19 protein-coding genes are annotated in these 21,657 nt (G+C 35.2%); 12 read left to right on the top strand and 7 right to left on the bottom strand.

The annotated features are described in order from the left end of the window. The first annotated feature begins 1 nt into the window (after position 1). The gene (locus ABEB31_RS15860) at positions 2 to 3,100 is read left to right on the top strand and encodes an efflux RND transporter permease subunit (RefSeq protein ID WP_347052616.1); all 3,099 of its coding nucleotides are present in this window, start codon (positions 2 to 4) and stop codon (positions 3,098 to 3,100) included. A gap of 170 nt (positions 3,101 to 3,270) precedes the next feature. On the opposite strand, the gene ABEB31_RS15855 is transcribed toward ABEB31_RS15860, so the two are convergent. From ABEB31_RS15855 to ABEB31_RS15830, 6 genes are all read right to left on the bottom strand, one after another. After that, positions 3,271 to 3,651 (bottom strand): ankyrin repeat domain-containing protein, encoded by a 381-nt coding sequence (locus ABEB31_RS15855; protein WP_347052615.1) that lies wholly within the window; start codon positions 3,649 to 3,651, stop codon positions 3,271 to 3,273. Positions 3,652 to 3,988: 337 nt separating this feature from the next. Next, positions 3,989 to 4,381: an ankyrin repeat domain-containing protein gene (locus ABEB31_RS15850; RefSeq protein ID WP_347052614.1), complete on the bottom strand. Its 393-nt coding sequence runs from the start codon at positions 4,379 to 4,381 to the stop codon at positions 3,989 to 3,991. Between the two features lie 139 nt (positions 4,382 to 4,520). Further along, positions 4,521 to 5,654, bottom strand: a complete 1,134-nt coding sequence (locus ABEB31_RS15845; RefSeq protein ID WP_347052613.1) for a glycoside hydrolase family 26 protein — start codon at positions 5,652 to 5,654, stop codon at positions 4,521 to 4,523. 35 nt (positions 5,655 to 5,689) lie between these two features. Next, on the bottom strand, positions 5,690 to 6,643 hold the full coding sequence (locus ABEB31_RS15840) for a phosphoribosylaminoimidazolesuccinocarboxamide synthase (RefSeq protein WP_347052612.1): 954 nt from the start codon (positions 6,641 to 6,643) through the stop codon (positions 5,690 to 5,692). A 136-nt stretch (positions 6,644 to 6,779) separates the two neighbouring features. Further along, on the bottom strand, positions 6,780 to 7,610 hold the full coding sequence (locus tag ABEB31_RS15835; RefSeq protein WP_347052611.1) for a Cof-type HAD-IIB family hydrolase: 831 nt from the start codon (positions 7,608 to 7,610) through the stop codon (positions 6,780 to 6,782). Between the two features lie 428 nt (positions 7,611 to 8,038). Continuing rightward, positions 8,039 to 8,986 carry a PhoH family protein gene (locus tag ABEB31_RS15830; protein ID WP_347052610.1) on the bottom strand — a complete coding sequence of 316 codons (948 nt, stop codon included), beginning with the start codon at positions 8,984 to 8,986 and terminating at the stop codon, positions 8,039 to 8,041. 251 nt (positions 8,987 to 9,237) lie between these two features. Between ABEB31_RS15830 and ABEB31_RS15825 the strand changes: the two genes are divergently transcribed. The 6 genes from ABEB31_RS15825 to ABEB31_RS15800 all read left to right on the top strand — a co-directional run bounded on the left by ABEB31_RS15825 (position 9,238) and on the right by ABEB31_RS15800 (position 15,165). Beyond that, on the top strand, positions 9,238 to 10,065 hold the full coding sequence (locus ABEB31_RS15825) for an SAM hydrolase/SAM-dependent halogenase family protein (protein WP_347052629.1): 828 nt from the start codon (positions 9,238 to 9,240) through the stop codon (positions 10,063 to 10,065). Between the two features lie 173 nt (positions 10,066 to 10,238). Beyond that, positions 10,239 to 10,520 carry a putative quinol monooxygenase gene (locus ABEB31_RS15820; protein ID WP_347052609.1) on the top strand — a complete coding sequence of 94 codons (282 nt, stop codon included), beginning with the start codon at positions 10,239 to 10,241 and terminating at the stop codon, positions 10,518 to 10,520. A gap of 94 nt (positions 10,521 to 10,614) precedes the next feature. Beyond that, entirely contained in the window at positions 10,615 to 11,340 is a 726-nt protein-coding gene (gene gldF / locus ABEB31_RS15815; protein ID WP_347052608.1) for a gliding motility-associated ABC transporter permease subunit GldF, read from the top strand. Further along, positions 11,340 to 13,025 carry a gliding motility-associated ABC transporter substrate-binding protein GldG gene (gene gldG, locus ABEB31_RS15810; protein ID WP_347052607.1) on the top strand — a complete coding sequence of 562 codons (1,686 nt, stop codon included), beginning with the start codon at positions 11,340 to 11,342 and terminating at the stop codon, positions 13,023 to 13,025. Before gldF ends, gldG begins: the two co-directional genes overlap by 1 nt. Before the next feature lie 105 nt (positions 13,026 to 13,130). Further along, positions 13,131 to 14,249, top strand: a complete 1,119-nt coding sequence (dnaN, locus tag ABEB31_RS15805) for a DNA polymerase III subunit beta (protein ID WP_347052606.1) — start codon at positions 13,131 to 13,133, stop codon at positions 14,247 to 14,249. A gap of 286 nt (positions 14,250 to 14,535) precedes the next feature. Further along, entirely contained in the window at positions 14,536 to 15,165 is a 630-nt protein-coding gene (locus ABEB31_RS15800; protein ID WP_347052605.1) for a DsbA family oxidoreductase, read from the top strand. Between the two features lie 81 nt (positions 15,166 to 15,246). Here ABEB31_RS15800 and ABEB31_RS15795 read toward each other — a convergent pair whose 3' ends face one another. Beyond that, positions 15,247 to 15,375, bottom strand: a complete 129-nt coding sequence (locus tag ABEB31_RS15795) for a hypothetical protein (protein WP_347052604.1) — start codon at positions 15,373 to 15,375, stop codon at positions 15,247 to 15,249. 214 nt (positions 15,376 to 15,589) lie between these two features. On the opposite strand from ABEB31_RS15795, the gene ABEB31_RS15790 reads away from it, so the two are divergent. From ABEB31_RS15790 to ABEB31_RS15770, 5 genes are all read left to right on the top strand, one after another. Further along, positions 15,590 to 15,892 (top strand): hypothetical protein, encoded by a 303-nt coding sequence (locus ABEB31_RS15790; protein WP_347052603.1) that lies wholly within the window; start codon positions 15,590 to 15,592, stop codon positions 15,890 to 15,892. 11 nt (positions 15,893 to 15,903) lie between these two features. Beyond that, positions 15,904 to 16,290 (top strand): YidH family protein, encoded by a 387-nt coding sequence (locus tag ABEB31_RS15785; RefSeq protein WP_347052602.1) that lies wholly within the window; start codon positions 15,904 to 15,906, stop codon positions 16,288 to 16,290. A 29-nt stretch (positions 16,291 to 16,319) separates the two neighbouring features. Further along, a complete protein-coding gene (locus tag ABEB31_RS15780) occupies positions 16,320 to 17,321 on the top strand; it encodes a ligase-associated DNA damage response exonuclease (protein WP_347052601.1) in 1,002 nt (333 codons plus the stop codon). A 140-nt stretch (positions 17,322 to 17,461) separates the two neighbouring features. Continuing rightward, a complete protein-coding gene (locus ABEB31_RS15775) occupies positions 17,462 to 19,063 on the top strand; it encodes an ATP-dependent DNA ligase (protein ID WP_347052600.1) in 1,602 nt (533 codons plus the stop codon). 133 nt (positions 19,064 to 19,196) lie between these two features. Further along, the gene (locus ABEB31_RS15770) at positions 19,197 to 21,656 is read left to right on the top strand and encodes a ligase-associated DNA damage response DEXH box helicase (protein ID WP_347052599.1); all 2,460 of its coding nucleotides are present in this window, start codon (positions 19,197 to 19,199) and stop codon (positions 21,654 to 21,656) included. Position 21,657: the final 1 nt, after the last annotated feature.

Below are 21,657 nucleotides of genomic sequence, written 5' to 3'. Positions count from 1 at the left end.
CATGAACAAATTCATAAAAAACATTATTGCTTTTTCATTAAAGAATAAGGCATTTACCTTCTTTTGGGTTGGTTTATTGGCTGTCGCGGGATTCATTTCTTTCAAAAATATGCCGATCGACGCTTTTCCAGACGTAACTAATACGCAGATTATCATTATTACCCAATGGAATGGAAAAAGTGCCGAAGAGGTTGAACGCTTTGTCACTCAACCGGTTGAAATTGCAATGAATTCTGTGCAGAAAAAGACAAGTGTCCGCAGTATTACCATGTTTGGATTATCTGTAATCAAAATCATTTTTGACGACGGAGTTGACGATACTTTTGCGCGTTTTCAGGTTAATAATTTACTTAAAAATGTTTCCCTTCCGGATGATGTAGAACCAGATGTTCAGCCACCATACGGACCTACAGGAGAAATTTTCAGATATATTGTAAAAAGTGACAGCAGAGACAGCAGGGAATTATTGACTTACCAAAACTGGGTAATCGATAAACAACTTCGTTCCCTTCCCGGTGTCGCAGATTTAAATGTTTTTGGAGGTCAGACCAAAACTTATGAGATTGGTGTTGACCCAATTAAACTGGCTAAATACAACATTACTCCTTTGCAAGTATATAATGCTGTAAATTCCGGAAACTTAAATGTGGGTGGAGATGTAATTGAGAAAAACGGACAAGCATTTGTGGTGCGCGGAGTAGGTTTGCTACAGTCAAAAGAAGATATTGGAAATATAATTGTAGACGATGCAGGCGGAAATCCAATTCTAGTTAAAAATCTTGCCGATGTATATGAAAGTTCAATGCCAAGAGTTGGACAAACCGGTATTGGTAATAACGACGATGCTGTTGAAGGAATTGTCGTTATGCGTAAAGGCGAGAATCCACAGGAAACTCTTGCTTTGATAAAAGAAAAAATTAAAGATCTTAATGATAACGTTCTTCCAAAAGACATTAAGATAGAGACCTTTTATGATCGTGATAATTTAATGAATTTTACGACTACAACCGTAATGCACAATTTATTTGAAGGTATTATTTTGGTGACCTGCGTTGTATTTTTATTCATGGCAGACTGGAGAACTACTTTTACCGTTTCGATTGTAATTCCGCTTTCCTTATTATTTGCGTTTTTATGTTTGAAAATGATGGGAATGAGCGCCAATTTGCTGAGTTTGGGTGCTGTCGATTTCGGAATTATCATTGATGGAGCAGTCGTCATGGTCGAAGGACTGTTTGTCGTGCTGGATCAACGGGCGCATCAGTTAGGAATGACAGCTTTCAATAAAATTGCAAAAGGAAGTTTAATCAAGAAAACAGGAACAGAAATGGGTAAAGCCATTTTCTTTTCAAAATTGATTATTATTACGGCGTTGCTTCCTATATTCTCTTTTCAGAAAGTGGAAGGAAAAATGTTCTCTCCACTGGCGTTTACTTTAGGTTTCGCCTTATTAGGGGCACTTATTTTTACACTGACATTGGTTCCGGTTCTTTCTCATCTTTTATTAAATAAAAATGTAAAAGAGAAAAACAACCCGTTTGTTAATTTTTGGGACCGAATTGTAACCAAAGGATTTGCCTGGACTTTTAAACATAAAGTTAAAACCTTAATTGCCTCTATTGGTATTATGGCAGCCGTTTTCTTTTCTGCCGGATTTCTTGGGACTGAATTTTTACCTCAATTAAATGAAGGTGCATTATGGGTAACTGCAGAACTGCCCATGAGTACTTCTCTGCCTGAAAGTGTTAAAACTGCAGCGATGATTAGAAAAGATCTCGAAAGTTTTCCTGAAGTTAAAAAAGTACTTTCGCAAACTGGCCGAAGCAATGACGGAACCGACCCCAATGGTTTTGGATTTATTCAGCTTCAGGTTGATTTAAAGCCAAAAGCCGACTGGACACGCAAAATTTCGATGGACGATCTGATTAATGAAATGGATAATAAACTGAAAGTTCATCAGGGTATTACGTACAACTATTCTCAGCCTGTAATTGATAATGTGGCAGAATCTGTGGCTGGATTTAAGGCTTCAAACGCTGTTAAAATTTATGGCGATGATCTCAACAAACTGGATGACCTTGCCAATAAAGTTTTAGCGGAAATTAAAGATATACCCGGAATTAAAGATGCAGGAATTTTAAGAAACGTAGGACAGCCCGAAATCAGCGTAATTTTGGACCGTGAAAAAATGGCTGCGTATGGCGTTACATTAAGCGATGCACAAGCCGTTTTAGAATTGGCTTTTGGCGGAAAAACAGCAACAGAAAAATATGAAGACGAAAAGAAATTTGATGTACGTGTGCGATTTTCGAAAGAATACAGAAAAGATGAAAAAGACTTAGAAGAAATTAAAGTTCCAACCATCAGCGGAATTAAAATTCCTTTAAAAGAAATCTGCGACATTAAGACGATTACAGGTCCCGCATTTATTTACAGAGATAATACAAAACGTTTTATTGGTGTTAAATTCTCTGTTCGCGATCGTGATTTAGGGAGTACAATTGCAGAAGCTCAGGCAAAAGTTAATAAATTAAAACTTCCTGCAGGCTATACAACCGGATGGACAGGAGAATTTGAAAATCAGGTGCGTGCCAGTGCGCGTCTTGCACAAGTTGTACCGATCAGTTTAATTGGAATTTTTGTGCTCTTATTTATATTGTTCGGAAACTTTAAGGATTCGCTGCTTGTTTTGGCCAACGTTCCCTTTGCTATCATTGGCGGTATTATTGCCTTGCATCTTACAGGGATGAATTTTGGAATTTCTGCCGGAGTAGGTTTTATTGCTCTTTTAGGAATTTGTATTCAAAATGGAGTTATTCTGATATCGGAATTTCATCATAATCTTAAAGCGAAATTCTCGCTTGAAGAATCCATTTTCATGGGAGTTAAAGCCAGAACTAGAGCTGTGGTTATGACCGCGTTAATGGCTTCGATCGGATTAATGCCGGCTGCAATTTCTACGGGAATTGGGTCAGAATCTCAAAAACCACTTGCTATTGTAATTATTGGTGGTCTGGTAACAGCTACAATTTTAACGTTGTTGGTATTCCCTATTCTGTTCTGGATATTCAACAGAAAAAAGCATCTTCCGATAGAATAAAAATAATTAGTTTTAAACCAATTGTTGGGATTTAAAAAAGAGAAGCATCATTCTTGTAATGGTGCTTTTTTGATTTTAATAATTGACATAAAACATAAAAATTATAATGCAAAAAAAATGACCTTTTGCTCAGAAAGGTCATTTTAATACTAACTCAAAACTTTTTAATTTTATTTAAGATCTTTTAGAATCGCGATAGCTTCATTTGCATTAGACAATTGCGCATATTTTAAAGCTGTATAATTTTTTTCATTTTTGATTGTCGCTACTGCACCATTCGCCAATAAAAATTTAATAATTTCAACTTTATTATATCTCGCGGCAATCATTAAAGGAGTCATGTCGTCTGACATTTGATTTACGTCAGCCCCATACTCAATAAATTTTTTCACGATTTCGATGTCTCCCTTACTAACTGCAACGTTTAATGGTGATGCAAAATAAGTTGAGATTTCAACTTGGTTTTTCACAGGAAGTTTGTGATTTGAAGCCATTGAAACATTTCCAAATGCTACTATGGCAAGTCCTAAATAAATTACTGATTTTTTCATGTTGATTGATTGTTAAATTGATTGATTTGATGATTTTTAATTTCTATGTAAATGTATTTATATTTCATGTATTATGTATTACAAAGTACTATGTTTTAACTAATTCTTAACATTCTCTTAATAAATAGGTTACAAATTTAAATTTTATGTTATACCACTTTTATAGTACTTAACTAATAGACGTTAGTAAATGAGAAATGTTACACTTTAACATAAAAAATTATAATAAAATTTTCAAACGCCTCTTAATCAAATTCTTATTTTCCTAATTTTACTCCGTTTCAAAGTAAAAAAAGCAATTCGATAAATTGAATTGCTTTTTTATTTTTAATTTGAATTAACCTTTACGTTTTTGCTTTGATGTTTCCAGAAAGGTTATACATTTCGTTGCGTTACTGTATTCTGCATATTGCAAAGCCGTAAAGCCCTGAGAATTCTCAATTGAAGCATCTGCTCCGTTCACAACCAAAATCTGCATAATTTCAAATTGATTAAATCGTGCCGCGACCATTAAAGGCGTCATATTATTGACCATTTTATTAATATTGACACCGTACAATACAAATTTCTTTACCGCTTCAATATCACCTTTACTGATGGCGAGATGAAAAGGCGATTTACCATAAATTGAATGCTCGATCTGATTTTCTGCTGGAAAATTGAAATTTGAAGCTTTCGCCTGTGTTGTAAAAATAAAAACTGATCCTAAAATAATTACTGCTTTTTTCATGATGATTGTTGTTTAATTGATTGATGATGATTAACAGTTAGACGACTAAAAAATGAAATAGGTTGCATCATTTTGAAAAAAAATAAAAAAGCGCAATTCAGATAAACCGAATTGCGCCTTTTAAATTTCTATTAATTAATTATATTTTAAACTTGCTATTGTAAATATTTTTAAGATCCTTTTCAAATAATGTAAATGGATTGTTATAGAAATCTATAAAATCAGCTGCACTTACTTGTCCGGGAAACGGTGCGTAATAATGCGTGGCACTTGTTGCATCATTTCTCCAGACCAAGACATATGCCAAATGCAGATCATCAGATTTTAAAGTTTTCAATAAAACTTCTGTCCACCATCCTGGATTAGGAATAGATTCCAAACCCGTTTCGGTAAAAGCGGCCAGTTTTTTCTTTTTTATTCCTAAATCAGAAATTATTTTTAATTTTTTAAAACCTGAATCCAAGTCGTATTTTCCGTCACGTCCAAAATCGGCGTAATCATCCATTCCGAACATATCGACATACTCATCGCCGGGATAACGTTCTAAATATTCTGCTGTAGAATTAAATTTGTTATCCGGAGAAAAGGCATAAATAAAATTGTGAACGCCTAAATTATCTTTTAAATAGGAAATGGTAAACTGCCAGACCGCAATAAAATCTTCACGCGAAGTATGGTTTTTCCCCCACCAGAACCAATCTCCGTCAAATTCGTGAAAGGGTCTGAAAATCATTGGGGAAAGCGTCCCGTCTTTTGCTTTTACAGAATGTGCAAAATCGGCAATTGTTTTTAAAATTACCTTGTATTGCTCGTGATGAGAACCGCCTGGTTTTATTAATGCCATCGAAGCAGCGGAAATTCCTTCTTTCCAGTAAAATCCGCCCTCTGAAGCCGGATTGTTAAAATGCCACGAAACTGTTGTAATGCCGCCTCTTTCATAAGTATCCACCACATTTTTTCTTAAAGCCGCTTTTGCTTTTTCAATTTGTACTGGCGATTGACCCGAAAAATCACTAAAATCAATTCCAACAATTGCAGGATGCGAACCAGTTACCAATTTTACATCTGATTTTCCCGGTTCGTTTTTCCATCCGTGACCATATTCCAACGCATGCTGATGTCCGAAAAGAATATTTCTTATAGAAAGAGTTTTTAAATTTTTGTAGAGGTTTTTAGTTTCTTCTGTCGCATTTTTATCAATTTGCGCAAAAAGAAAATGCCCTGCCATTATAAATATAAAGAGCAAGGCATTTTTATTTTTCAATAAATTCATGGTTTAAAATAGTTAGTTTTTAAACCCGAAAATTACTATTTTGAAGAAAGATATTCTAGTACGTTTTTATCAATACGTTGGTCAATATTGTCAATATCAGCTTTCACAAATTTTTCGCCTAAAATATTTTCATATAATTCAATATATCTTTCAGAAACAGATTCAATATATTCTTCTGTCATATCTGGAATTGCTTGTCCTTCCTGACCCTGAAATCCGTTTTCAATCAACCATCGGCGAACAAATTCTTTTGATAATTGTTTTTGTTCCTCTCCGTTTTTCTGTCTTTCCGCATAACCGTCAGCATAGAAATAACGGGAAGAATCCGGTGTATGAATTTCATCAATTAAAACAATAACACCTTCTTTTGTTTTTCCAAATTCATATTTGGTATCTACTAAAATTAATCCGCGGGAAGCAGCAATTTCAGTTCCTCTTTGAAATAAGGCACGGGTATATTTTTCTAAAATCAAATAATCTTCTTCTGAAACAATTCCTTTAGCCAAAATGTCTTCACGTGAAATATCTTCGTCATGAGAACCATTATCTGCTTTTGTAGTTGGCGTAATAATTGGCTCGGGAAATTTATCGTTTTCTTTTAAACCTTCAGCCATTGTAACTCCGCAAATTTGTTTTCTTCCAGCAGCATATTCACGTGCCGCATGTCCCGAAAGATAACCGCGAATCACCATTTCTACTTTAAAAGGCTCGCATAAGTGTCCAACAGCAACATTTGGATCGGGAGTTGCAATCAACCAGTTTGGTACAATATCCTGTGTTAATTCCATAAATTTTGTAGCAATCTGATTTAAAATCTGCCCTTTGTATGGAATTCCCTTTGGCAAAACAACATCAAAAGCAGAAAGTCTGTCTGTCGCCACCATCACTAAAAGTTCATCATTTATATTATAAACTTCTCTGACTTTTCCGCGGTAAACTGATTTCTGATTTGGGAAATTAAAATTTGTGGTTGTAATTGTATTGCTCATTATTCTAGTGGTGTTGTTTTTTATGTATGCAAATTTAAAATTATTTCACTGAGTTTCGCAATGAAATTTAATTTAAAGGAATAAAAAAATCCCTCAGTAAACAATAAGGGATCCTATATGTCATATTTCGTAAATATTAACCAGCGGCAAATTCCTTGTCCAGAATTTTAGAAGCAATATATTTTGCTACTCCGTCTTCTGCATTGGTTTTAATTACTTCCAAATCAGGCAGTTCTTCTTTTAAAATATCCGGAGCATTGCCCATAATAAGTCCTTTTCCTGAAGAAGATAACATTTGCACATCATTAAAACCATCACCAAACGAAACCGCTTCTGCCAGTGTAAAACCCTCTCTTTCTAAAATGGTCTCAATTGCCACAGCTTTATCTATAGATTTATCCATAAATTCCAGACAGGTTGGCAAACTGAAAGCATGATGTAAATGCTCTGATGAATTTTCTAAAATTGCATCTTTTAGTTTAACCAATTTTTCGTGATCCGGACAAGAGAAGAAAATTTTAATGGCTCCGAAATCTTCCAGACTTTTATAATCTACCAATTCAGGGCGATACTTTAATTCTTCCTGGAAAGAATTTAGTTTTTCATTCCATTTGTTGGTCTGCCAAACATTTTCTTTAAATAAAACTACTGTAATTTCAGGATCAATTTCAACGTTCAACGCCGCTTTCACTACATCGCTGTTAAGATTAAAAGCAAATAGCTGCTCTCTTTCCGGTGAATGAACCCTGGCTCCGTTTGAACTTACCAGATAAACAGGAATTTCGAGTTTTTCAATAATCGCCATAGCATCAAGATGATGACGTCCTGTCGCTATAACAATTAGATAGCCCTGATTGTGAAGTTCCTGAAAAATGGATTTTGTATAATCTGATATTCTGTGCTGTGGGTTGAGCAACGTTCCATCAAGATCGCTTACTACAACTTTTATATTTTTAAGTTTTGTCATATTAATAATCAAATAATTATATCGCAAATTTACAATTATAAGCGTGGAAGACCAAAGTCTGAAAGCTGTGAAATCAGGAAATAAGGCAAGTTTATTATTTATTTAACTATTTCATTAAATAAATAATATCAATAATTGCCCACAATCTTGTCATTTCTGACAAAACAACCCGTTTTTGCCATCCTGACGAATTAAGGACTTATATAAGAAGCTTCAACCGGAAATCTACAATCTTTGTCGAGCTGCTTACAGAGATTCCTCGTCCCTCGGAATGACAAAAATTGGAAAGAAACTAAGATTTGATCGTTTTCAATAGCATTTCAGAGTCAAAAAAAATATCCGTTTTACGCATTTCGATAAGAAAAACATAAAACGAATATCTTTGTTTTATACAGATTATAAAATCATTTTAATCTTTCACAATAAAATTAATCGTGATTTTCAATTTGCTTGTAAGCATCGATAACTTTTTTAACCAATCGGTGACGCACGATATCTTTATCATCAAGATATATAATTCCGATACCGTCGATATCTTTAAGAACCAGAATAGCTTCTTTCAGACCCGAAATAGTTCGTCGCGGTAAATCGACCTGACCCGGATCACCAGTAATCATAAACTTGGCGTTTTTTCCCATACGGGTCAAAAACATTTTCATTTGTGAATGTGTGGTATTTTGGGCTTCATCAAGGATTACGAAAGCATTATCAAGAGTACGGCCACGCATAAAAGCCAGTGGTGCAATCTGAATAATTCCTTTCAAAATATAATCCTCCAGTTTTTCGTTTGGAAGCATATCACGGAGCGCATCGTAGAGCGGCTGCATGTAAGGATCAAGTTTTTCCTTCATATCTCCCGGCAAAAATCCAAGATTTTCCCCGGCTTCAACCGCAGGACGTGTCAGAATGATCCTTTTTACTTCTTTATCTTTTAGCATTTTAACCGCCATAGCAACACCGGTATAGGTTTTCCCGGTTCCTGCAGGACCAATAGCAAAGACCATATCGTTCTTTTTAATCGTATCGACCAGCAACTGCTGATTTGGTGTCATTGCCTTAATGATCTTACCTCCTACACCATGAACTAAGATTTTGTCATGATCGTAAGATCTTTTTTCTTCCTGACCATCCATAATAACGCGTTCAATCACATTATCATCTATATTGTTGTATCGCGTAAAATGAAGCATTAATCTTTGAAATCGTTTTTCGAATTCGTCTAAAACTTCTTTTTCGCCAAATGCTTTTAAAGTTGTCCCTCGTGCTACGATTTTAAGCTTCGGGTAATACTTTTTAATTATTTCAAGATGGCTGTCCTGTGCTCCCCAGAACTCTTTTGGAGCAATATCTACTAGCTCGATTATTCTTTCGTTCAAATGAAGTAGTTTTTAAATTAAATAATTCAGTTATTATCTTAAGAGTTGTCGGGTTCTTTTTCTTGTCGGAGTTGCAGTTTCATGATACAGACCGAAAACTGAGAACTACGACTTCTGTAACAGCAGGTTAGTTCTAAAAAAAACAAATTGTCTTTACTTTCTTTCAATTTGTGTTTACTATTACTAGCTTTGCATTTCTCAAATTTAATGAAAATTAGATTTAAATACTATCAATAGTTATAAACAAAATGATGTCAATAATTACTCTTACTACAGACTACGGCCTCAAAGATCACTTCGTGGGCTCGCTGAAGGGTAAAATACTTTCTGAAAACTCAGAAGCTCAGATCATTGATATAACTCATGACATTGATCCCTTTAATACTGCAGAAGCAAGTTATATTATTGGTGCCTCTTATTTAAGCTTTCCAAAAGGTACTGTTCACTTAATTGGTGTGGACATTGAACGTAATAAAGAAAATCAGCACATTGCAATGCAATGGAATGATCATTACTTTATTTGTGCCGATAATGGTATTCTTAGTATGCTTACGCAGAAGATCGTTCCGCAGAAAATTGTTGCCATTAATATTCACGATCGTTTCCCGATTGAATATACGGATATGGATATTTTTATTCAGGTTGCATCACATCTTTCTAAAGGTGGTTTACTGAATGTTATCGGAAAGGAAATTCCGGCTTTAAAAGAAGCTACAGAATTGCAGGCAGTAGTCTCAAACGACGGCAATTCGTTAAAAGGGTATGTTATTTACATTGACCATTTTGGAAATATAGTGACCAATATTTCGAAACAGCAATTTCTGGACGCTGCAAAAGGACGTCCCTACGAAATTGTGATGAAGCCAAAAAGCATCAAAACAATTCTGCCGAGCTATTCTGCAATTGCAACATCAGACAAATATCCAATCAAAACATATGAAGGCGAGAAACTGGCTATTTTTAATGAAGCCGGATTTCTTGAAATTGCCATTTTTAGAAGCAACCCTTCAAAAGTTGGTTCTGCCAATAGCTTGCTGGGATTGAATTATCGTGACGTGATTACAATTCAGTTTTCTTAAAATAATTTTAGATTTTAGATTGCAGATTTTTAGATTCACGTATCGTTTGATCCTTCATTCCTCAGGATGACAAATAAGACGTAAAAAAATTAAAAAGAACAATCTAATTTGGTATTTTTGCGCGCATATTAAAGGTTTTCAAATCTAAAATCTAAAATCAGAAATCTAAAATTATGTTTATCAGAATTGTAAAAATGAGTTTTCATGAAGATAAAATTCCCGCCTTTCTGGAGAATTTTGAAACCGTAAAACATAAAATACGAAATGCTGAAGGAAATCGTTTTTTAGAATTATATCAGGATAAAAATAACAGAGAAATATTTTTCACTTACAGTTATTGGGAAACTGAGGCTGATTTGGAAAATTATAGAAATTCTGAGCTTTTTAATTCTGTCTGGACTTTTACAAAAAAACTATTCAACGCAAAACCGGAAGAACCGCAAAGTACGCATTAAAATATATTAAACAGGTCTTGAAAAAGTGCTAAGTTCGCAAGATGAAGCAACTGAAACCTGAAACAATAAAAAACCTGAAACAAAATAAAACTAAATGAAATCAATCATTTTAAGAGAAATAAAATCATTTTTTGGTTCCCCTGTGGGCTATTTGGTCATCGCTGTTTTCTTAATCAGCAACGGACTATTTTTATGGGTATTTGAGGGAGATTATAATATTTTAAATTCTGGTTATGCCGATTTAGCGCCATTTTTTACATTGGCTCCGTGGATTTTAATTTTTCTGATTCCGGCTGTAACCATGAGAACTTTCTCTGACGAAAAAAAACAAGGAACATTAGAATTATTACTGACAAAACCGCTATCAATCTGGGAAATTGTAAACGGTAAATTTTTTGGTTCATTTTTGCTAATCATCCTGGCTATAATTCCGACCTTGATTTATGTAAAAGTGATTTCAGATTTGGGTTCGCCCGAAGGTAATATCGATATGGGCAGTACAATTGGTTCCTATTTCGGATTATTATTTTTAATTGCTTCCTATTCCGCAATTGGAATCTTCACTTCCACCCTGTCAGAAAATCAGATTGTAGCTTTTATAATGGCTATTTTCCTGTGTTTCTTCTTTTATTTTGGTTTTGAAGGAATCGCTTCCTTACTTCCTGCATCCGGAAATGTTATTGCTGTTTTAGGTATGCAGAACCATTTTAAAAGTATGGCCCGTGGCGTAATCGACACTCGTGATGTTATTTATTTTCTAAGTATTACAATCGCTTTTTTATCATTAACAGTTTACCAATTAAAAAGTTTTAAAGCCTAATGAAAGCATCTACTCAGCAAAATATCAAAACATTAGGAATTACTATTTTTATTTTAATTGTCCTAAATGTACTTGGAACGTTGTTTTTTCATCGTTTTGATTTAACGAAAGACAAGCGATACACCTTATCTCCCACTTCATTACAAATTGTAAAACAAGTTCAGAATCCGCTATCCATAAAAATTTATATGGAAGGAGTGCTTCCTGCAGATTTTAAACGTCTACAGCAGGAAACCAAGCAATTACTAGAAGAATTTCAAGCCTATAATAAAAATATAGTTTTTGAATTTGTTGATCCTTTAGAAAATGAAGAAGAAAGTGAAGAATTAACAAAATCGCTATTTAAAAAAGGATTAACTCCCATAAATATTACGGTCGACGACAAAGGGAAACAATCGCAGGCAATGGTTTTTCCGTGGGCAGTTGCGCTTTATAATGACAAAGAAGTAAAGATTCCGTTATTAAAGAATATAATGGGCGCTTCAACCACACAAAAAGTAATAGGATCAATTCAGCATTTAGAATATTCTATTGCAGATGGTATAAGCAGGGTTACTACTAAAAAGCAGAAAAAAATCGCCATTTTAAAAGGTAACGGCGAACTGCGTGAAGTGCATATCGCAAAAATGCTGATGCAGATTCACGAAAGTTATTTGATCGGGCCTTTTACTTTAGATTCGGTTGCCAAAGATCCAAACGGAACTTTAAACGAGCTTAAGAAATATGATTTAACGATAATTTCCAAGCCTACAGAAAAATTCTCAGACGAAGAAAAAGAAGTGCTGGATCAATATATTATGAATGGCGGAAAAACGCTTTGGCTAATCGATCAGGTCGCTGCCGATATGGACAGTTTGTATAATGACATGGGCGCTACCCTTGCCTATCCACGGGATTTGAATTTAAATGATATGTTCTTTAAATACGGATTCAGAATAAATCCTGATTTGGTAAAAGACGAACAGGGAAGCCCAATAAAACTGGCAACAGGCGAACAGGGAAGTGCAACGCAATATCAGGATTTTATCTGGAAATTTGCGCCACAGGTTTACCCGACTAGTCCGCATCCGATTGTAAAAAATATGGGCGGAATCAAATTTGATTTTGCCAGTCCGATTGATACTTTAAAAAACGGAATCAGAAAGACTGTTTTACTGCAGTCTTCCCAATATTCAAAAGTTATCGGAACACCTTCAGAAATCAATCTGAATATGGTAACCGAAAAAACTACTCCGCAGGATTATTTAAACAAAGGAAATATTCCGCTTGCCGTTTTACTGGAAGGCTCTTTCCATTCTGCATTTGAGAACAGGGTTTTACCTTTTAAAGACAATTCGTTTACGCCAAAAGGAAAACCAAACAAAATGATTGTTGTTTCAGACGGAGATATTGTCCGAAATCAGCTTGATAAAAACATGGAACCTGTAGAGTTAGGTTATGACCAGAGAACAGGTAATTTATACGATAACAAGGACTTTATCATGAACTGCATTAATTATTTGCTGGACGATAGCGGACTTATTAACATTAGAAGCAAAGATGTAGAACTGCCTTTACTGGACAAAGAAAAGGTTTATCAGAGATATTCTACAACACAATTTATAACTATCGGAGTTCCAATTCTTATTTTAGCACTTTTTGGGTTTGTATTTACTTTTGTGAGAAAAAGAAAATACAGCCGATAGATGTTAATAAAAAAATGTAATACTTTAAATAGTTTAAGATATATTTGTAATCCGTATATTTAGCATATTATTCGCTGAAATACATCAAAAAATAAAATAAAACAGATGAAATTTATAGTATCGAGTTCGTACTTATTAAAACAATTACAAGTTTTAGGTAGTGTAATCAACAGCAACAATACGTTGCCCATTTTAGACAACTTTTTATTTGAACTAAACAATAATGAGTTGACTGTTTCGGCTTCCGATCTTGAAACAACAATGTCAGCTACATTATCGATCGATTCTACTAGCAAAGGAAGTGTTGCTGTACCAGCGAAACTTTTGCTTGAAATTTTAAAAACATTTCCGGAACAGCCTCTTACATTTACAGTTGAAGACAACAATACAGTAGAAATTAGCTCTAACTCTGGAAAATACGCATTGGCATATGCTGCAGGTGAAGAATTTCCAAAGGCAGTAAGCCTTGAAGATCCGTCTGTAACACTTGTTCCTGCAGAAGTTTTGGCTACTGCAGTAAGCAAAACTATTTTTGCGGCCGGAAACGATGATTTACGTCCGGTAATGTCTGGAGTTTTCTTTCAGTTTTCTCCTGAGGGATTAATTTTCGTAGCAACAGATGCTCACAAACTGGTAAAATATTCCCGTACAGATGTAAAAGCATCTCAGGTTGCAGATTTTATCATGCCGAAGAAACCTTTAAACATCTTAAAAAGTATTTTAGGAAGTTCTGATGCAGAGGTGAAAATTGAATACAACGATTCAAATGCGACTTTCTCATTTGACAACTACATCTTAATGTGTCGTTTAATTGATGGGAAATATCCAAACTATGAAGCGGTAATTCCAAAAGAAAATCCGAATAAATTAATGATCGACCGTTCTTTATTTTTAAGTTCTGTTCGTCGTGTTGCGATTTTCTCAAACAAAACTACACACCAGATTCGTCTAAAAATTGCAGGGGCAGAATTAAATGTTTCCGCAGAAGATATTGATTATTCCAATAAAGCAGAAGAAAGACTGACTTGTGATTATCAGGGAGATGATTTACAAATTGGTTTCAATTCCCGTTTCTTAACAGAGATGTTGACCAACCTTCAGTCTGATATGATTATGCTTGAAATGTCTCTACCAAACAGAGCCGGAATTTTGACTCCGGTTGATGGTTTAGAAGAAGGCGAAACAGTTACTATGCTTGTAATGCCTGTAATGTTAAATAGTTAACATCAAAGTTTCTTTTTGTTACAGGGATTTTTTTTAGTTTCAGATTAAAGACATATCATTGTAAAAAAAAAAGATATCGCTATTAACCAACCATTTTTTATACCTAGAAACCGCAATTCCTATAAAGAGTTGCGGTTTTTTATTTGTTTTGTTTCAGGTCTAAAGTTTGAGGTTGTCAGCTTTGCTTCGATTTAAACGCAGATAACGCAAAGAATTTAATCATCATAAGTCAAGAACCTGAAACTTCAAACATGAACCTTGAAACAAAATAAATTATCTTTGTTTTATGAAAATAGAAATTTGGTCGGACATCATGTGTCCGTTTTGTTATATCGGTAAAAGACAACTGGAAACTGCTCTTGCAATATTTCCAAATGATAATTTTGAAATTGAATGGAAAAGTTTTCAACTGGATCCAACTATAACGTCTGAACCTGATACAGATGTTTACACCTTTTTGGCAGAAAGAAAAGGAATGAGTGTTGAGCAATCTAAAGAAATGCATAAAAGTGTAGCAGAACGTGCTAAAAGTGTCGGCCTCGATTATAATTTCGACAAAGCTGTTATTTCCAATTCGTTAAATGCACATCGAATTATTCAATTGGCTAAAACTAAAAACATAGGCGATCGAATGGAAGAAATTTTCTTTAAAGCCTATTTTACGGATGGCGAAGATTTAAATAACGGTCTAACCTTAATTAAATTAGGCAATCAGGCAGGTTTAGAAGAAAGTGAAGTGAGAGAAGTTCTGGAAAGCGATGATTTATTTCTAAAAGAAGTACAATCGGACATAAAAGAAGCTGGTGAAATAGGTGTTCAGGGAGTTCCTTTTTTTGTGTTTGACAGAAAGTACGCGATTTCGGGCGCGCAGCCTGTTGAATCCTTCGTTAAAACTATTCAGGAAATTTTAAAATAATTTTAAATACTATAAAAATTAAAAGCGTGCTGCCTACATTTAGACAGCACGCTTTTATTTTTAATTAAATAAAAAAATAAATTAGTGTCCCGCTTTACCTTTAGAATCTGACGATTTTGCTGGACTTTTTCCTCTGGAACCTGAAGTAGATTTTTGAGTTTTTCCAGAATCTTTCATACCGGATTTCGAATCTTTTTTTGAAGTTTCCATACTATATAATTTTTGAATTATTAATAATCACAAATTTGCAAAATATATAACCATTTGTTTTACAGATTTTTATCAGATTGTTTCAAAATAATATGGTTTGGGAAATGATAAATAATCTTGTAAGATTTAAATCAAATCATATAATTTTTTGGATGCTGTAATTTTCAAATTTGTATATCTACAGAAATTATGATCTACTAATTAAAAATTGGTTATGAAAGCAAGTACATATCAATACAGCAGAAATTTTGAAATCTTTCAGTGCAGTAAGCCAGAGCACATCGATACTGCTCAGGAAAATGAAGCCATGGACGATGAGATTACGACAGGACAAAATCAGGACACCAATCATAAATATTGCTTTTCTGATTATGAAATCATACAAAGCGGTTTATATCTTACCGAAGATAATTTTCAGTTTTACAGTTACGATGAAACTAATCCGTATGACAGCTTCAATCTCGATAATGAAGATGACAAATACAATTGCCCGCCATACACCGATTTTCAATATTAAATATTTACAATATGTCGCCGAAAAATGATCAGGAAATAATGAACGAATATTTGTCTAATGAAAGAACTTTGTTAGCATGGGTTCGCACAGGCATCGGCATAATGGTTTTCGGATTTGTAGCAGTTAAATTTTCATTGTTTTTAAAACAGCTTCCGGCAAAATATATAGCAGAAACTGTAGTTCCAAACAGTAATTACACAATCTATTTAGGTATTGGTTTATTGATTGTTGGAGCTTTGACAATTCTTTTATCCTATTTGAGATACAATCATACGATTAAACTTCTCAAGGAAGGGAAATATCAGTATTCAACTGCAATGCTTACCTTTATAACAATGACCTTGTTTGTATTAAGTATTTTGTTAATCGCCTATTTAATTTTTGCCGCGAGCAATTAATTAGATTAATAGTGCCTAATTTATAAAAGATGAACCCACCATTATTACAATTTAACGATAAAGGAATTTACTGTCAGCAGGCAGATGTCTATCTTGATCCGTGGCGTCCTGTAAAAAACGCCATTATCACGCACGGACATGCTGACCATTCCAGATGGGGACATCAAAATTATATTACGCATCACACCAATGTGGCGATTATAAGATATCGTCTGGGAGAAATAAATGTTACGGGAAAAGACTGGAACGAGACTTTTACCATAAATGGAGTACAATTTTCTTTTCATCCTGCCGGACATATTATTGGTTCTGCGCAAATTAGAGTGGAATATAAAGGGGAAGTCTGGGTTTTTACAGGAGACTACAAAACCGAGGATGACGGAATTTCTGTTCCGTACGAGGTCGTAAAATGCCACTCTTTTATAACAGAATGCACCTTTGGACTTCCCGCTTTTAAATGGGTTCCACAAAGTGAAGTAATGACCGATATAAATAATTGGTGGGCAGAGAATCGTGCAGAAGGAAAAACGTCTGTACTTTTTGGATATTCGTTAGGAAAAGCCCAACGATTACTTAAATTTCTGGATCCAAATATTGGAAAAATATATACACATGGTGCGATTGAAAATATGACCGAAGTCGTTCGTCCTTTAATTCAGCTGCCTCCAACAATACGGGTAACATCCGAAACAAAAAAAGAAGATTTATTAGGAAGTATTGTAATTGCTCCGCCCAGTGCACATGGAAGTACCTGGATCAGAAAAATGACGCCTTTTGTAACCGGAACAGCAAGTGGATGGATGGCTTTTAGAGGAGCACGCCGAAGAAGGGCTGTCGACCGCGGATTTGTTTTAAGCGACCATTGCGACTGGACAGGACTTTTGGAAAGCATAAAAGCAACCGGAGCCGAAAGGGTGATATGCACACACGGTTATTCGGATATATTTTCTAAATATTTACGCGAACTGGGTTACGACGCCCGAACCGCTCATACACAATATGACGGAGAAACGAATGATGAGGATAATTGAGTTAATTGTGAAATGTGAAATGTGAATTGTTAAATGGGAAATGGAATGAATATGAAACTTTGATTTTAACTTTCTTATATATAATAACTTCTAACATCTCACAAACTATAATTCCAACTCCTAACTTCTAATAAAATACTATGAAAAACTTTGCCGAACTTATAAAAACACTCGATAGTTCTAATAAAACATCGGTAAAAGTTGATGCTTTGACGCAGTATTTTATGAAAGCTAGTGATGAAGATAAAGTCTGGACAATTGCTATACTTTCGCACCGACGCCCTCCCCGACCTGTAAATACAACTTTGCTGCGTTTATGGGCAAATGAATTGGCTAATATTCCGCTTTGGCTGTTTGAAGAAAGCTATCACATTGTAGGAGATTTAGCTGAAACAATTGCATTGGTAATTCCGACCACAAAAGAGCATTCTGATAAAAGTTTAACAGAATATCTGCAGGAAATTATCGCCTTGAAAAATAAATCCGACTTTGAAAAAAAAGAATATCTGCAGACCAACTGGCTGGCTTTAAATTATTATGAACGCTTTGTTTTTACGAAATTAATAACCGGCAGTTTCAGAATAGGTTTAAGTCAGAAATTGATGACCCGTGCACTTTCAAAAGCAGAAAATATTAATGAAGATGCACTTGCTTATAAATTAATGGGCGACTGGAACCCGAATAAAATTAGTTTTCAGGAACTGGTTTTAGATGAAAAAAGCAGTGATTATTTATCCAAACCTTATCCGTTTTATTTAGCTTATCCAATTGAAGGCGAACCTGAAAATTTGGGAAATCCAGAAGACTGGAGCGCCGAACATAAATGGGATGGTATACGTTCTCAAACCATTATCAGAGAAGATGAAATTTACATCTGGAGTCGTGGCGAAGAATTGGTAACCGATAAATATCCAGAATTTGCCACGTTAATTGGGGTTATACCCAATGGTACTGTAATAGACGGCGAAATTCTTCCATTTATTGAAAATGAAATTGGAACATTTAATGATTTACAGACGCGAATTGGACGAAAAAATGTTTCGGCTTCTGTTTTAAAGAAAACACCTGTCATCATTAAAGCGTATGATTTATTGGAGTGGCAGGGAAATGACATTCGAAATCTTCCTTATGAAGAACGCAGAACCTTATTGGAAACATTATTCAGTACAGTAAAAGACAAAGAAATTCCGCTTCAGCTTTCTGAGAGAGTTACTTTCTCAAGTTGGGATCAAATTACAGAAGAAAGAATGAAATCCCGCGAGATGAAAAGCGAAGGATTAATGCTGAAGAAAAAAGATTCACCCTACCTAGTGGGAAGAAAAAAAGGAGACTGGTGGAAGTGGAAAATTGAGCCTCTGGTTATTGATGCAGTTTTAACCTACGCTATGCGCGGTCACGGGCGAAGATCCAACCTTTTTACCGATTATACCTTTGCTTTATGGCATCAAAATGAAAATAATGAACGTGAACTCGTCACTTTCGCGAAAGCGTATTCTGGTTTAACCGATGCCGAATTTAGAATGGTAGACGATTTTATAAAAAAGAATACGCTGGAACGTTTTGGGCCCGTGAGAAGCGTAACTCCAAAATTGGTTTTTGAAATTGGTTTTGAAGGAATAGCACTTTCAAAACGACATAAAAGCGGTGTTGCAACACGTTTTCCAAGAATTTTGAGATGGCGTCATGATAAAAAAATTGAAGATGCTAATTCAATAGATGACTTAAAAGATATGATTCTTTAAGATTAACACGTAAGTTTCACTTTTTGCATAGCCAAAAAAAAAAAAAAGGCGTTTCAGTCGTTGCAATTAACATAGCTCCGACTGGATAAACAGCTGGAGCTAATGCCTGAGCGGCAAAAAACTAAAACAAAAAATGAACAGAGAGCAGTTATTTACAATCGCCAGCAATTGGTTTGAAGATCAGGGATGGAAGCCCTTTCCATTTCAGACTCAGACTTGGACTGCTTTTTTACAAGGAAAAAATGGTTTATTAAACGCTCCCACCGGAAGCGGAAAAACGTACGCACTCTGGCTTCCCATCATTTTAAATTATATTAAAGAAAATCCGAAGTATAAAACAAAGCATGTTACGGGATTAAAGGCGATCTGGATTACACCATTGCGATCTTTATCTGTAGAAATAAAACAAGCAGCCGAAAGAGTAATCCATGATCTGGATGTGAAGATGACGGTCGGAATTCGCTCCGGAGATACATCTGCGGCAGAAAGAGCGAGACAAAAAGGCAAAATGCCCGATTTGCTAATTACCACTCCGGAAAGTCTGCAATTACTTTTGGCAACAAAAGGATACGAAAACACTTTTAAAAACTGTACCGCAATTGTAATTGATGAGTGGCATGAATTACTGGGAACAAAACGCGGAGTGCAAGTTGAACTCGGATTGTCAAGATTAAAAACGATTGCTAAAAACATTCGTATTTGGGGAATTTCAGCGACGATCGGTAATTTGGAACAAGCCCGTGAAGTATTACTTGGCGTTAATTCTGAAATTTCTCAAAATTCGGTTTTAATTAAAGCTGTCCTTAATAAAAAAATCAAAGTAGTTTCTGTAATTCCGGAAAAAATGGACACCTATCCATGGCGCGGTCACATGGGATTGCATTTAATTGATGAAGCGGCAAAAATTGTAAAAGCCAGTAAAACAACATTAATTTTTACTAATGTGCGTTCGGCCTGCGAGATCTGGTACCAAAGATTATTAGAAAAATATCCTGAATTTGCCGGAGAAATGGCCATGCATCACGGAAGTATAAGCCGTGAAACCAGACTTTGGGTCGAAGATGCAATTCGAAATGAGGAATTAAAAGTCGTGGTCTGTACTTCGAGTTTAGATTTGGGTGTCGATTTTGCGCCTGTCGAATCGATTATTCAGGTCGGCGGTCCAAAAGGCGTTGCCCGGTTTATGCAGCGAGCGGGACGAAGCGGACACCAGCCCGGAAAAGAAAGTGTAATTTATTTTCTTGCCACTCATGCCATCGAGCTTATAGAAGCTTCGGCTTTAAAAAAGGCAGTGGAAAATAGTGTTATCGAAGATCGTGTTCCCTACTTAAACAGTTGGGATGTGCTGGTTCAGTATTTGAATACTTTAGCCGTTTCAGAAGGATTTTTTCCGGATGAAATTTTTAAAGAAGTAAAAAACACCTTTAGTTATCAGACCATTACAAAGGAAAACTGGAACTGGATTTTAAATTTCATCACAAACGGAAGTCAGAGCCTGCATGCTTACGATGAATTCAAAAAAGTAGAGATTGAAGAAGACGGCAGATATAAAATTAACAACAGAATGATCGCTATGCACCACCGTTTGCAAGTGGGAACTATTGTAGGCGACGCGGTGATGAACGTCAAATTTATAAGCGGCGGTTATATTGGAACTATTGAAGAATGGTTTGTTTCTAAATTAAAACCCGGAGATACTTTTATTTTTGCCGGAAAAAGACTGGAATTATTCCGCATACGAAATATGCAGGTTTTAGTAAAAAAAGCAAGTGCGAAGAAAGAAACTAAAATCGCAAGCTGGATGGGCGGACGTATGGCACTTTCTGCACAAATGAGCGAATTACTGCGTCAGGAGTTGTATCGTGCCAATACCGATAATCTTTCACCAGAATTAAAAGCTTTGCAGCCCTTATTTATCAGACAAAGAAAGGAGTCTATTGTTCCTGATACAAACGAGTTTTTAATAGAAACATTTAAAACAAGAGAAGGTTTTCATGCAATTTTTTATCCTTTTGAAGGACGTTTTGTGCACGAAGCCCTGGCTAGTTTACTCGCGTACAGAATTAGTTTACTGCAATCGATCAGCTTTTCTTTGGCATATAATGACTATGGTTTTGAATTACTTTCGGATCAGGAAATTGATATTGAAGCCGTTCTGGATAATAATTTATTTTCTACAGAATACGTACACCATGATTTACAAAAAAGCTTAAATTCTACAGAAATGGCAAGGCGTAAATTTCGTGATATCGCTGTAATTGCCGGACTGGTTTTTACCGGAATGCCCGGAAAAATGGTTAAAACAAAGCATTTACAAAGCGGGTCGCAATTATTGTTTGAAGTTTTCAGGGATTTTGAACCTGATAATTTACTTTTGCACCAGGCTTACCGCGAAACATTTGAGCATCAATTGGAAGAAGGAAGATTAATTTTGGCTTTGGAAAGAATTGAAAGACAAAATATTGTCTGGAAAAAATGCCTCAAGCCCACACCTTTCAGTTTTCCGATTATTACCGATCGATTGAGAGAAAAACTTTCAAGCGAAACATTAGCCGAAAGAATTCAGAAAATGACGGCTTCTTACATGAAATAAA

The sequence above is a fragment of the Flavobacterium olei genome (assembly GCF_039749035.1).
GTDB lineage: Bacteria > Bacteroidota > Bacteroidia > Flavobacteriales > Flavobacteriaceae > Flavobacterium > Flavobacterium olei.
This window is presented reverse-complemented; position numbering and strand designations above follow the sequence as displayed.